Raw genomic sequence first — 12,861 nt, forward strand, 5'->3', positions numbered from 1 at the left:
GTCTGATGAGGCAGGGAGGGTCTGACGATTTGTTTCAGACGGGTTCGAGCGTCTTGGGAACCGGGTGCGCGTTGGCGTGCGCCTGGCTGGCGGTCGCGGGCACCGGCGCGTGCGGCGAGGACTCGCCCGCGGGCGGGTAGAACTCGGCCATCTTCGCGATGAACTCGTCGATGAAGACCTGCATCGTCCCCATGTTCTCTTTGATCCGGCTGTTGAGGTAGCTGTAGATGAAGAGCGCCGGGATCGCGACGATCAGGCCCGCCACGGTGGCGAGCAGCGCGCTGGCGATGCCGGGCGCGATCGAGTTGACGTCCACCTCGCCGCTCTTCGCGATGATGGCGAAGGTGATCATCACGCCCACCACCGTGCCGAGCAGGCCGACGTACGGGCCACCCGCGATGCTCATGGTGAGGAACACCAGGCCCTTGCCGAGGTGGTGGTTCTCATGGACCAGGCCGGCGTCCAGGCTGGCGCGGATCGCCTCGATCGAGCGGCCGGACAGGCCCTTGGTGCGCGTCTTGTCCCGCTCCAGGCGGTGGCGGATTTCCTCCGAGCCGATGTGGTAGAGGTGGTAGAGCGGAGATTGCTTCACCAGCGCCAGCGTCTTCGCGTCGGCCAGGCCGCCGAAGCTGCTGACGTTGTCCTGGTCGCCGTGGTCCAGCGCGGTGAGGTCGCCGGAGAGCTTCTTCCACTGCGACAGGAAGGCCTTGCCGCCCTTCTGGATCGAGTTGAGGTAAAAGAATTTCTGCACCGCCACGGTCCAGCCGACGGCGATCATGAGCACGCACACGCCGATGGCCATCCAGCCGTCGAACATCATGTTCTTCGCGATGTCGCCGAAGAGCATGATGTGCTCGAGCGCCGCGCTGTGCTTCGCCCCGCCTTCCGAGCCCTCGACCTCGCCGACGGCCACCGCCTTGGTCGCCGCCTCGCTGGTGCCCTGGGTGAGCGCCGCGAGCTTCAGCCAGCCTTCGGGGCGGGCCACCTTCGAGATCTCCAGTTCATCGAGTTCGCCGGTGGCGCGGTCCGCGGCCGAGGCACCGCCGATGAGCAAGGGTGCCGTGCTGGCGGGCAGGCCCGCGCCGAGCGATCCGGCGGCCACGCCGTTGACGTAGGTCTTGATGACCGCGCCCTCCGCGATGAAGGCAACGTGGCTCCAGGCTCCTGCGGCGATGGGGGCTCCGGCGCTGCTGCGGGTGCCGTTGCTGTCGACCACCAGCTTGCCGTCGTCGAGCAGCACGCGGAAGTTGTCGCGGCTGAAGAGCACGGCGTTCGGGCGCAGCGCGGCGGGCTTCACCCACGCCGACCAGGTCAGCGCCTGGTTGGCCGTCCACTCGAGCGTCGCCGTGTTCGGAACGCTCACCGGCTCCCCGGCCGCGAGCCGCAGGCCGCCGCCCACCACCGCCCCGTCCGAGGCTTGGCCGGGCTTTTCCGCGTTGTTCTTCGCCGGCGACGAGTCGGCCGGGGCCGCGCCGCGGTCGGCGAAGTGGTAGACCAGCACCGTGTCCGCGTCGTAGGCCGGGGCGCTTTCCGCCGCGGCTTTCGGATTGCCGTAGTAGAGCGTGAACTTCGCCGCGCCACCCTTCACCGCGGGCACCTTCACCCACACGAAGGCCTCGTTCATCACGCAGTCGTATTTCTCGATCTGGTAGGCGAGCTCCTTGCCGTCCTCGCCGATGAAGCGCAGGTCGCTGCCGTCCTCCTTCGCCGAGCCGAACTGGAAGTTGCCGTCGTGCAGGCGCACCAGCACCGTGGCGGATCCGGCGTCGCCCGCGTCCTTCGCGTCGACGGTCACCGGCTGGCGCTGCGTCCATTCCTTGTTCCACCAGTTCGATTCAGCGGCGGAAACGGGATGGGCGAGGAGCGTCGCGAGGAGCGTCGCGAGGAGGGGGAGGATGGAGGAACGGAAGCGCATGGGAAGAAAGTTTGCTGGTTTTCAGTTGGCGGTTTTCAGCAAGAGGAAGAGAGGGAGCTGGAGAGGGTCGTGGTGGTTAGAAATCGCCCCAGACGCGGAAGGTGTAGAGCGGCTGGCGGTCCTGGCCGTTGGAGCGGCGCAACAGCGGCAGACCGACGTCGAGCGAGCCGTTGTAGTGGTCGAAGAAGCGGCCGCGCGTGCCGAGGCCCACGCTCAGCAGGCTGCTGCCGGGGTCCTGGCCGGGCAGCGGCGACTGGATCGAGGTGAACCCCGCGTCGCCGAAGACGTAGAAGCGCCAGTCGTTCTCCGCGTCGTCCTTGCCGCTGCCCAGCAACGACGGACTCCGTAGTTCGAGCGTCGCGCTGATCGCGTCGTCGCCCAGCGCCTCGCTTTCGAGGTAGCCGCGCACCGTGCCGAGGCCGCCCGCCGCGAACTGTTCGCTGTTGATCAGCGGCTGGCTCGACATCTGGCCCTGCACGCGGGCGAAACCCTGCAAGCCATACGGCAGGTCCTGCGTCCGCGACAGATCGCCGCGGAAGTAGAGGAAGCTGCCCTCGCTCTTGTAGCGCTTGTTGTCGAACTCATCGGCCGAGGCCCCGAGCCCGCGCAGGTGCAAGGTCACCCCGCCGTTGAAATCCGTCTTGCCGCTCTTGCCCTTCAGCGACGCGGTGTAGAGCGCCGTCAGCGGGTAGTAGGTGATCGGCGTCTGCACCGTCGAGGCGCCCGACGTCAGGTTCTCGTCGAAGTGCTTGTAGTCGAAGCCGAAGCTCAGCGACTGGAAGAAGTCCTTGCCCTGAGGCAGCGTCTTGAGCGCGCGCAGCCCGACGATCTCGCCGCGACCCGCCACCGCGAGGCCACCGAGCGTCGAGACGTTGCTGTCCTGCTTCGTGCCCTGCAGCATCAGGCTCCAGCCGTCCGAGTTCGGCAGCGGCGCCATGTAGTAACCCGAGAACACTTTCGCGTCGTCGATGTTCATCGGCGCCACCTGGAAGCTCAGCCCCATCGCGTGGCCGAGTTGCCACAGGTTGTCATACGAGATCGCGCCGTTGAGCCGCAGCTCGGTGGTGTCCGCGCTGTAGCGGTTGTTGAGCTCCACACTGCCGTGCAGCGGCAGCTCGTCCTTCACCTTCAGGTCGATGTCCACCGTCCCCGGCTCCACGCCCGGCCGCAGCTCCGGCGTCACCGTGCGGCCCGCCAGTTGGTTCATTGAGACGAGGTTCTTCGTCACCTCGTTGAAATTGACCACCTTCCCTTCCGCCAGCGCCGGGGCCATCCCCTTGAGCTGCGACGGCGAGGTGTATTGACCGCCCTTCACCCGCAACCGGCCGACCGGGTTTTCCGACACCTCCAGGATCACCGTCCCGCGCTTGATCTGCTGCACCGGGATGCCCACCGACACCGCCTGGTAGCCCTTGTCATGATAGAGCTTTTCCACTGCCGCCCGCGCGCGGTCCACGTCCGCCGGCATCTGCCCCGGCCCGAGGAACGGATACACCGCCTCGCCCACCTCCGCGCTCCCCACCACCCCGCTCTTCACCCCGCGAACCCGATACTCACGGATATACATCGGACGGGCCTCGGCAACCGGAGCCGCATCCTGCGCGTGACCAACAAGCGCGAGCGCGCCCCACGCCAGGATGGCGAGCGACGAACGATTCGAAAACAGCGTAACCGGAGAAAAACGCATGGGGAGGCAACCGGGTGCAAACCGGTCCGGAACTCTCCCCCGGATGCCGATGTCCTCAATGAATCGAGCGTGACGTTTCCGTGACAGAACACACGACCCGCCTCACCAAATCCGGCCACAGCTTGCGATTTCGCCCATATCCACGCCTCCGCGACAATCGACCGACGACATCATCCAACAGCCACCTCCCGCTGCTAGAGCGCGATGATGACAAATCCGTCACCGCCTGTGTGACGATGCGTCACTCAAGCACCGGCTCCGGCAGCGCCCGGAAGAACACCAGCGAATCGCGTCCGCTGGCCTCGTATTTGTCACGGCGCTCCTTCGGCAAATCCGCGGGCGATCCCTGCGTGTAACCCAGCCGCTCACGGAAGAAATCCGCCGCCCGGTTGGTCAGCGCGAAGACCTTCGGAATGTCGCGCTCGACCGCCATCGATTCCGCGTGATGCACGAGATCGATCCCATAGCCGCGGCCCTCGTGCGCCTGCTTCACATACAGGCAGGCCACCTCCGCGCAACCTTCACCGGCATACTCGTGCAAGGCGACGCATCCCACGACGTTGTCGTCGATCGTCAGCACGCGGTAGTCCTCGATCTGCGATTGGATGTCCTCATACGTGCGCGCGACGAGACGCGTGCGCCGCACCGAACGACCGATCATGCCGAGCAACTCGGGAATATCCTCCTCGCGCAGCGGCCGGATCTCCCGGTAGCTGTCGGCGTGGATCATGGTGCCCACGCCTTCGTTGGAAAACAACTCGTCCACCAGCACGCCCTGGCGGCGGCCATTGAGCACATGCACGCGCGGCACCCCGCGCAGACAGGCATGGGCCGCGGAAAGCAACAGGTCGCGCCCCTCCACGTCCGCATCGTTCGCGGCCACCTCGATGGCCTCGCTGGCGCGGATCGCGTGGGCGGGCTGGCCGTCGATCAGGATGGCCTCCTCCAACAGCGCGATCACCTTCGCCACTCCCAGCCCCATCGCGAAATCCACCACCGCGTCCTCCAACGGCCCGGTGGCGGAAGCATCCACCACCACCGATTGGCCGCGGGCCAAAATCTCCCTCGCCTCCACCAGCGCCGCCGGATCGGCGATCGGGTGCTGCACGCGGGCCGCCATGATCTCGCACTCCAGCGTCCAATCGTAGAGATCCTTGATGTCGCCGCCGAGCACGCCGAGCACCAGCTTCACGCCGAGGTCCTCCAGCGCCGCGAGATCGAGCAGCGTTTCCGCGATCGCGGGCTCCGGCAACAACCCGGCTTCGATCAGCACAAGGAATGTCCGCCCGCGGAACTGCGGGATGTACTGGAGGACTTCGCGAATGTCACCGATCTGGGCCACGGCAATTAGAGAAGACGGAAGACTTCAAGACGCAAGAAGTAAGAAAAGACACCGACATGGGGCTCATCCATCTTCCGTCTTACTTCTTCAAGCCTTGGGTCTTCAGATCCCTCCCCTTCCGGAACCAGAAGCCGATCCCCCACCCCGTCAACCCCAGCAGGATCACCGGCCAATCCCCGAGCCGCGCGTAGAGCGTGGTCGGCGGGTCCTTCGGCACCGCCACCTCCGCCAGCAGGCTGCCCGCGGTGAAATGGCTGCCGGTTTCATCCACCAGCCGCTGCGTGCGCCCGACCGGAGAAATCGCCCCGCTCACCCCGGTGTTCGCACAGCGTAGCATCGGGCGGCGCAGCTCAATCGCGCGGAACATCGCGTTCACGAAATGCTGGTCCGCCGCGCCGCTTTCCTTGAACCACCCGTCATTGGTCACGTTCACGATCACCTGCGGCCCGGGCCGGACGAACTTCCGCTCCAAACGCGGCACTGTGTCCTCGAAACAGATCGACGAAATCACCCCCACCTGCTGGCCGCCCGCCTCCGCCACCTGCGGCTCGAAGCCCTCGCCCGCGGTGAACGCGCCGCCGTATTCCATGCCCGACTGCTGCTCGTAGATGTCCTTCAACCAAGGGATCGTGTCCACGAACGGGATCGTCTCCCCGAAGATCACCAGGTGGTGCTTGCGGAAAGTCTGGAGGTCGTCGTGGGGGCCCATCACCGCCATCGAGTTCCACGCCTTGCCCTTCTCCTTCTGAACGAGCTGGCCATCCATCTCCACGCTCTCCAACTCGGTGATGCCGAAGAGCAGCGTGAAATCCCCATACTGCCGCACCTGGTGGATGGTATCGACATTCTGCTGCCACATTCCCCACTTGCCGTCCTCGCAGATGAACAGGCGGCCCGCCAGCGACGACTCCGGCCACAGCACCCAGTCCGGGAAACGCGGCGTGCCCTTCAGCGGCTCCAGCCCGGCCGAGGTTAGATCCTCGTAGGCCATGTTCGTTTGCTCCGCGCTCACCAATACGGTGCCGCCCTCCTGAGGCAGGTTCGCCTGCACCAGCAGCGCCTTGAGCGGGATCGACTCCAGCTTTTCCAAGGTGGTCATCCGATAGACTCCGTAGCCGCCGAGCACGGCCAGCGCCGCCACCGCGGCCCCGAGGCCCGCCAGCGCGGTCTTCCGTTCACGCTTCACCCACCGCCGCACCGCCAGCAATACCAGCACCTGCACGAACATCACCACGATCGAAAGCCCGAGGACGCCGAACACGTCCGCGCCCTGCGCCAGCGGCAGCATCTGGTGCAGTGAAACGCCCAGCGAGTTCCACCCGAAGCCGGTGATCACCCAGCTCCGCAGCCACTCCAAGCCCGCCCAGAACGCCGCATTGGCGAAGGCGAACATCAGGTCCGTCTTCCACGTCCCCGGACCGAACCGCCACGGGTTCCCCCACTTCGCCGTGAAGGCCCCGAAGCACGCGAAATAAAGCGCCAGATAGCCGCCGAGCGCGTAGGGAGCCACCGGCGCCACCGTGCCCAGCCACGACACATTGATCGCGAAAAACGCCGCGCCCGCCACCCAGCCGTAGCCAAACCCCTTCCACGCCGCACGCCGCCCGGTCACCGTCCACAGCGCCGCCAGCATCGGCATCAGCGCCACCCACGCCAGCACGCCGGTATCCACCGGTGGAAACGCCAGCGACAACAGGACCCCGGACACCACGCAGGCGGCCAGGCGGAGGAACAATCCGAGCACGAACGGCATGCCGGACCGGTAGCGGAATCCGGCCGGGCTGCAAGGAAAGGAACACCCGCCCTCACCCGATCCACGCCAGGAACTCCTTGTTCCCGTCCGTGCCCTTGATCGGGGACTCGATCACCCCGCGCCATTCCCGGCCCGCCTCCTCCACGAACCGGCGGATCTTCTCCACCGCCCGCTCGTGCAACGCCGGATCCCGGACGATGCCGCCCTTGCTGATATCCTCCCGCTCCAGTTCGAACTGCGGCTTGATCAGCGGCACCACCATCCCGCCCTCCTCCAGCACCGCGAAGACGTTCGGCAGCACCTTCGTCAGCGAGATGAAGGACAGGTCCATCACCGCCAGCTTCACCTTCTCGCCCAGGTCCGCCTCCGTCATGTGACGGGCGTTGAACTGCTCCCTCGAAACCACCCGCGGGTCGTTGCGGATCTTCCACGCCAGTTGGTTCGTCCCCACGTCGATGGCGTGTACCTTCGCCGCCCCCTTCTGGAGCAGGCAATCGGTGAAGCCCCCGGTGGAGGCCCCCACGTCCAGGCACACCCAGCCGGTCGGATCGATCCCGAAGGCGTCCAGCGCCCCCTCGATCTTGAAACCACCGCGGCCCACGAACTTCGGCTTCTCCTTCACTTCCAGCGGCGCGTCCAGCGGCAGCTTCGTGCTCGGCTTGTCCACCGGCCGGTCGCCGGACTTCACCTCCCCGGCGAGGATCAGGCGTTTCGCCTGCTCGCGGGTTTCGGCTAGGCCGCGGGCCACCAGCAGGGCATCGGCTCGTTCTTTGGAGGCGCTCATGGGGGAAGCCGTTTACACCCTGATGCCGTCACGGGGAATCGAAACCATTGGCATCCATGAAACGGTCGCGTAGGGACTTGGGTTTAAAGCCGCATTCAACCACACTCAATGAAGCCACAAAAATTATGTATATCCCAAATTACCAAATCGTTACGCGATTAGGAGCACTCTTGATTGCAAGCATCTCTGTCAGTGTTGGCGAGGATCTCCCGAAATCGCGGCCGTCCCAGAATGACTTCGAAGAATCCGTCTTCGAGTTCTACCAGTTCTCCGCCGTACCACTGAAAACCGATCAGCTGAACAACCCAACCAATACCCGCGAGATCTATCTCAATAGAGGCCGGGGAATCACCGAGGTCATCGTTTTCGGATTCATGGCCGACAAATGGATCGGATTTCGTACGAGAACTTATCCCGACCTCGATCACGGAACCGTCTTGGTGAAGTTCGATAAAATCGAAAAGCCGGACGCAAGCCGTAGCAGCGAAATCGACAGTGCTTGGCAGGCCTACATCCAAGGAATCAAAGCGAGCATTCCAAAGGATGGCGATCGAACCACCGGTCCCAGCCCAGTCTCTAAGGCTTTCGAGAGGACGGGCAGCAATCCCAAATTGGTCTGCGAAGCCAAGGCCTTCCGTTTTACGAGCGACGACGAGGGAGCGGGCAAGAAACTGGAGGAAATGATCAGGCTTCTCGGGCTGAAGCCCTTTGCCACCTATGAGAATCCACCAGAGGGGAAAGACGACGGAACCCGCTGAAAATCCGTTCCATGCCACTTCCTTTGCTGATTTGAGGCTTGAAAGTTGGGGCATCTCTTCAACCATCCGCGCCGTGACGCGCCACCGTACCGACGACCTTCGCATTTCCGGCACCAATCCCCTGATTTCCCCGGCCGTGCTGAACTATTACCTCCCGCTCAGCGAGGAGGCCTCCGAGGTCGTCAGCGCCGCCCGCGAACAGTCCGACGCCATCCTGAAGGGCGAGGACGACCGCCTGCTCGTCGTCGTGGGCCCCTGCTCGATCCACGATCCCGAGGCCGCCATCGAATACGGCAAGAAGCTCAAGGCCGAGGCCGAGCGCCTGAAGGGCGACCTGCTCGTCATCATGCGCGTTTACTTCGAAAAGCCGCGCACCACCGTCGGCTGGAAGGGCCTCATCAACGATCCGCATCTCGACGACTCCTTCGACATCAACCACGGCCTGCGCGTCGCCCGCGGGCTGCTGCTGGACCTCGCCAACCTCGGCATCCCGGCCGGCACCGAGTTCCTCGACACCATTTCCCCGCAGTACATTGCCGACCTGATCGCCTGGGGGGCCATCGGAGCCCGTACCACCGAGTCCCAGGTCCACCGCGAGCTCGCCTCCGGCCTCTCGATGCCCGTCGGCTTCAAGAACGGCACCGGCGGCTCGATCCAGCTCGCGCTCGACGCCATCCAGTCGTCCTCGCGCCCGCACCATTTTCTCTCCGTCACCAAGCAGGGCGTCTCGGCGATCATCTCGACCACCGGCAACACCTCCTGCCACATCATCCTCCGCGGCGGAAAGAGCGGCCCGAACTACAGCGCCGAGGCCGTCTCCGAGGTGGTCACCATGCTCACCGAGCAGAACCTGCCGCCCTACGTGATGGTCGATTGCTCCCACGGCAACTCGATGAAGGACTTCCGCAACCAACCGATGGTGGCCGATGCCCTGTGCAAGCAGATCGCCGAAGGCTCCACCGCCGTCACCTCGGTGATGGTCGAGTCCAACCTGGTGGAAGGAAACCAGAAGGTGAACGCCGACCGCGCCAAGCTCACCCACGGCCAGTCCGTCACCGACGCCTGCATCGGCTGGGACGACACCGTGAAGGTCCTCGACGCCTTCGCCGCCGCCGTCCGCGCCCGCCGCGAGGTAGCGCGAAGCTGAGCTTCGCGTGTGCGCCCGAGCCACCTGGTTCAAGGACACGCCTTCCGATCATCAGGCCGCCAGAAGCACGCCGAGCCAAGCTCAGCGCTACGACTGATTCACCATCCGGTCAATTTTCGCCATTTCCCCTTGCCTCCCCCGGCTCTCCGGCGCGACTCTCCCACCCGATGATCGACGCCCACCACCACCTGTGGAACTACTCCGCCACCGACTACGGCTGGATCTCGGAGGACATGCAGGCCATCCGCCGCTCCTTCCGCGCCGCGGAGCTCGATGACCTGATGCGGGCCAGCGGCATCACCGGCACCGTCGCCGTCCAGGCCCGCACCTGTCTGGCGGAAAACGATTTCCTGCTCGGGGAAGCCGCCGCCAGCCAGCTCATCCGCGGCATCGTCGGCTGGGTCGACCTGAAGTCCCCGGACGTCGGCGACCAGCTCGACCGCTACACCGGCCACGCGACATTCAAAGGCGTCCGCGAAGTCATCCAAGGCTCGCCCGATGCCGAGTTCCTCACCCACGGGGACTTCGACCGCGGCCTGCGCGAGGTCACCCGCCGCGGCCTGACCTACGACCTGCTCATTTTCCAGGACCAGCTCCCCACCGCGATCGAGTTCGTGAAGCGCCACCCGGACCAGCCGATCGTCCTCGACCACGCCGCCAAGCCCGAGATCCGCGCCGATCGCTTCCCCACCGAATGGGAAACCGGCATCCGCGCCCTGGCCGCGCTGGACCACACCACCTGCAAGCTCTCCGGCCTCGTCACCGAAGTCCGTGATTCGTCATGGACCCCGGACATCTTCCACCGCTACCTCGATGTCCTCCTCGAGGCCTTCGGCCCCTCCCGGCTGATGTTCGGCTCGGACTGGCCCGTCTGCCTGCTCGCCACACCCCACGCCGCCTGGGCGGAAACGGTGACGGCCCACCTCGCCAGCCTCTCCGCAGACGAACAAGCCGCCATCCGCACCGGCACCGCCACCGCCTTCTACCGGCTGGCCCTCTGATGTGGAGTGCGGCGAGCAATCGCCGCTTTGAGCGGAGGCGAGCCATCGCCGGTGGTAACGCCTGCTCTCGCGAAACAACACCCACGTTCCAGAACCACCCCGTCTCTGGGCCCACCTTTTTCCGATGCGTGGAAGCATCCCCGTCGATTCTCTCCCGCACCCAAAGCGGCGATGCCTCGCCGCACTCCACATCAGAACCCCTTGCCATCCCCTCGCAGCGCGCTCTACGGTGGCCGCCTCATGACCCGCACCGACGACCTGCGCATTTCCGCCACCAAGCCGCTCATTTCACCGGCCGTGCTCGGATATTACCAGCCGGTGCCGGATGCCGCCACCGAGCTCGTCGCCGCCGCCCGCCAACAGGCCGCCGCCATCCTCCGTGGCGAGGATGACCGCCTGATGGTCGTGATCGGCCCGTGTTCCATCCACGATCCCGAGGCCGCGATCGAATACGCCCACAAGCTCAAGGCCGAGGCCGACCGCCTGAAGGACGACCTCTTCATCGTCATGCGCGTCTACTTCGAAAAGCCGCGCACCACCGTCGGCTGGAAGGGCCTCATCAACGACCCGCACCTCGACGACTCCTTCGACATCAACCACGGCCTCCGCATCGCCCGCGGCCTGCTCATCGACGTGGCCAACATCGGCCTGCCCGCCGGCACCGAGTTCCTCGACACCATCTCCCCGCAGTACATCGCCGATCTCATCTCGTGGGGAGCCATCGGAGCCCGCACCACCGAGTCCCAGATCCACCGCGAGCTCGCCTCCGGTCTCTCCATGCCCGTGGGCTTCAAAAACGGCACCGGCGGCGCGATCCAGATCGCGCTCGATGCCATCCAGTCCGCCACCTGCCCACACCATTTCCTCGGCGTCACCAAGCAGGGCGTCTCCGCCATCGTCGCCACCACCGGCAACCAGGACTGCCACATCATCCTCCGCGGCGGCTCCACCGGCCCGAACTACAGCGCCGAAGCCGTCTCCGAGGTCGTCACCATGCTCACCGAGCAGAAGCTGCCGCCGCACGTGATGGTCGATTGCTCGCACGGCAACTCGATGAAGGACTTCCGCAACCAGCCGCTCGTCGCCGACGCCCTCTGCAAGCAGATCGCCGAAGGCTCGAAAGCCGTCACCTCGGTGATGGTCGAGTCCAACCTCGTCGAAGGAAACCAGAAGCTCGGCAAGGACCTCACCCAGCTCGTCCGCGGCAAGTCCGTCACCGACGCCTGCATCGGCTGGGACGACACCGTGAAGGTCCTCGACGCCTTCGCCGAAGCCGTCCGCGCCCGGCGGTCGAATTGATTGAAAATCCTCCCGCGATGGATCTCCGGACGCTATTTAAAACCCTGTCGGCTGAGCTCATCGAGCGGGGCATCGAGCCCTCGCTCCGCGGCAACCCACCCTGTGGGACAGAATCCATCCGCGAGTTCGAACGGGCTTCCAGCCTGCAACTTCCGCGCCGCATTTCGGACATCTACACCGGCTTCGCGGACGGGTTCATCTTTGAATGGGAAGATTCACAGGAAACGTCAGGGCTATTCGGCCTGCCTCCCCTCTCCCAACTCACGGAAGACACCCAGACCTGGCAAGACACCATCCGCAGCTTCACTGACGATCCCTCAAGCATGGACCAGTGCGTGGCCCCGCCCTATCGCGAGGAAGCCTTCCGCTGCTGGAACCGCATGCGCTCCTGGATCCCCATCTGGAACGAGGGAAACGGCGACCATTTCTGCCTCGATGCAACCACCGGCGAAATCCAGTACTACCCGCACGCCTGGTACGATGGTTTTGGTAAAATCGCCACCACCTGCGGCATCCCGGCAGGAACGGATCTCGATGACTTCGTCGTCAACTGGAGCCGTTATTACTTCACGCCGCCTCACCACTACTACTGGGGAGCGTTCTTGAAAGCCGGACGCATCACCTGGGAGCCGAGCTATTTCGGCACCGACCACGTTCGCCCGGGACTCCACTGAAAGATCGTACGGATCAGAAAAGGGAGTTGAGCCTTCAGGCGAAGGAGGGCTCCCGGGAAGCGGAGTCTAGCGACGATCCCCTTGGCCCATGAGCCCCGCTCTTTGGCCACCTGTTCACTTCCGCCCGTTCGGAACCGGTCCTTAAAATCCATCTGTCCGTCCGTCCGCTTCACGGGCAGTGAATCGGACGGACGGACAGATGGATTTTAGGTCAGGAGCGGCTTCAGTGATTCCGTGAGGAAGAGGAATGGAGATCACGAACGAGTGAACCGACTCCTTCGCGAAACCGATTCCCAAAGGCCTCCGCCTCCCGGAAGACCCTCCTCGCCTAAAGGCTCAACTCCTTCCAAGCTCGTCCGTTTGTCCGTCCGTCCGCTCACCTAGGCAAACGGACGGACGGACAAACGCCAGCCCCCATTATTCTCTCCCTCCCCATTCCCTAGGGCCGGGAGAAAGAGAGAACGCCGCCCCCCTCTTCTCTGATCACTGCTCACGGATCAC

Annotated in this window: 10 protein-coding genes; 5 read left to right on the top strand and 5 right to left on the bottom strand. The window is 65.0% G+C overall.

All coding sequences use genetic code 11. The features are described 5' to 3' along the window. Window positions 1-34 precede the first annotated feature (34 nt). From llg_RS00160 to llg_RS00180, 5 genes are all read right to left on the bottom strand, one after another. Window positions 35-1,915, bottom strand: a complete 1,881-nt coding sequence (locus llg_RS00160; RefSeq protein ID WP_338287463.1) for a DUF2341 domain-containing protein — start codon at window positions 1,913-1,915, stop codon at window positions 35-37. A gap of 76 nt (window positions 1,916-1,991) precedes the next feature. Next, complete coding sequence (locus llg_RS00165; RefSeq protein ID WP_338287464.1) at window positions 1,992-3,602, bottom strand: ShlB/FhaC/HecB family hemolysin secretion/activation protein; 1,611 nt, start codon at window positions 3,600-3,602, stop codon at window positions 1,992-1,994. Window positions 3,603-3,843: 241 nt separating this feature from the next. Continuing rightward, complete coding sequence (locus llg_RS00170) at window positions 3,844-4,944, bottom strand: GNAT family N-acetyltransferase (RefSeq protein WP_338287465.1); 1,101 nt, start codon at window positions 4,942-4,944, stop codon at window positions 3,844-3,846. A 79-nt stretch (window positions 4,945-5,023) separates the two neighbouring features. Next, window positions 5,024-6,697 (bottom strand): apolipoprotein N-acyltransferase, encoded by a 1,674-nt coding sequence (gene lnt, locus llg_RS00175; RefSeq protein WP_338287466.1) that lies wholly within the window; start codon window positions 6,695-6,697, stop codon window positions 5,024-5,026. A 52-nt stretch (window positions 6,698-6,749) separates the two neighbouring features. Then, window positions 6,750-7,481: a TlyA family RNA methyltransferase gene (locus llg_RS00180; protein ID WP_338287467.1), complete on the bottom strand. Its 732-nt coding sequence runs from the start codon at window positions 7,479-7,481 to the stop codon at window positions 6,750-6,752. Between the two features lie 56 nt (window positions 7,482-7,537). Here llg_RS00180 and llg_RS00185 point away from each other — a divergent pair, with 56 nt between their 5' ends. The 5 genes from llg_RS00185 to llg_RS00205 all read left to right on the top strand — a co-directional run bounded on the left by llg_RS00185 (window position 7,538) and on the right by llg_RS00205 (window position 12,360). Beyond that, a complete protein-coding gene (locus llg_RS00185; protein ID WP_338287468.1) occupies window positions 7,538-8,239 on the top strand; it encodes a hypothetical protein in 702 nt (233 codons plus the stop codon). Between the two features lie 73 nt (window positions 8,240-8,312). Beyond that, on the top strand, window positions 8,313-9,386 hold the full coding sequence (locus llg_RS00190; protein WP_338287469.1) for a 3-deoxy-7-phosphoheptulonate synthase: 1,074 nt from the start codon (window positions 8,313-8,315) through the stop codon (window positions 9,384-9,386). Between the two features lie 167 nt (window positions 9,387-9,553). Next, window positions 9,554-10,387 carry an amidohydrolase family protein gene (locus tag llg_RS00195; RefSeq protein ID WP_338287470.1) on the top strand — a complete coding sequence of 278 codons (834 nt, stop codon included), beginning with the start codon at window positions 9,554-9,556 and terminating at the stop codon, window positions 10,385-10,387. Window positions 10,388-10,627: 240 nt separating this feature from the next. Beyond that, window positions 10,628-11,686: a 3-deoxy-7-phosphoheptulonate synthase gene (locus tag llg_RS00200; RefSeq protein WP_345789211.1), complete on the top strand. Its 1,059-nt coding sequence runs from the start codon at window positions 10,628-10,630 to the stop codon at window positions 11,684-11,686. Window positions 11,687-11,703: 17 nt separating this feature from the next. Further along, a complete protein-coding gene (locus tag llg_RS00205) occupies window positions 11,704-12,360 on the top strand; it encodes a hypothetical protein (RefSeq protein ID WP_338287472.1) in 657 nt (218 codons plus the stop codon). Window positions 12,361-12,861: the final 501 nt, after the last annotated feature.

The sequence above is a fragment of the Luteolibacter sp. LG18 genome (assembly GCF_036322585.1).
Lineage (GTDB): Bacteria > Verrucomicrobiota > Verrucomicrobiia > Verrucomicrobiales > Akkermansiaceae > Luteolibacter.

Bases quoted from the DNA above. Each gene is read 5' to 3' on its own strand.
- llg_RS00160 (WP_338287463.1), bottom strand. From the start codon at position 1,915: ATGCGCTTCCGTTCCTCCATCCTCCCCCTCCTCGCGACGCTCCTCGCG.
- llg_RS00165 (WP_338287464.1), bottom strand. From the start codon at position 3,602: ATGCGTTTTTCTCCGGTTACGCTGTTTTCGAATCGTTCGTCGCTCGCC.
- lnt (WP_338287466.1), bottom strand. From the start codon at position 6,697: ATGCCGTTCGTGCTCGGATTGTTCCTCCGCCTGGCCGCCTGCGTGGTG.
- llg_RS00180 (WP_338287467.1), bottom strand. From the start codon at position 7,481: ATGAGCGCCTCCAAAGAACGAGCCGATGCCCTGCTGGTGGCCCGCGGC.
- llg_RS00185 (WP_338287468.1), top strand. From the start codon at position 7,538: ATGAAACGGTCGCGTAGGGACTTGGGTTTAAAGCCGCATTCAACCACA.
- llg_RS00195 (WP_338287470.1), top strand. From the start codon at position 9,554: ATGATCGACGCCCACCACCACCTGTGGAACTACTCCGCCACCGACTAC.
- llg_RS00200 (WP_345789211.1), top strand. From the start codon at position 10,628: ATGACCCGCACCGACGACCTGCGCATTTCCGCCACCAAGCCGCTCATT.
- llg_RS00205 (WP_338287472.1), top strand. From the start codon at position 11,704: ATGGATCTCCGGACGCTATTTAAAACCCTGTCGGCTGAGCTCATCGAG.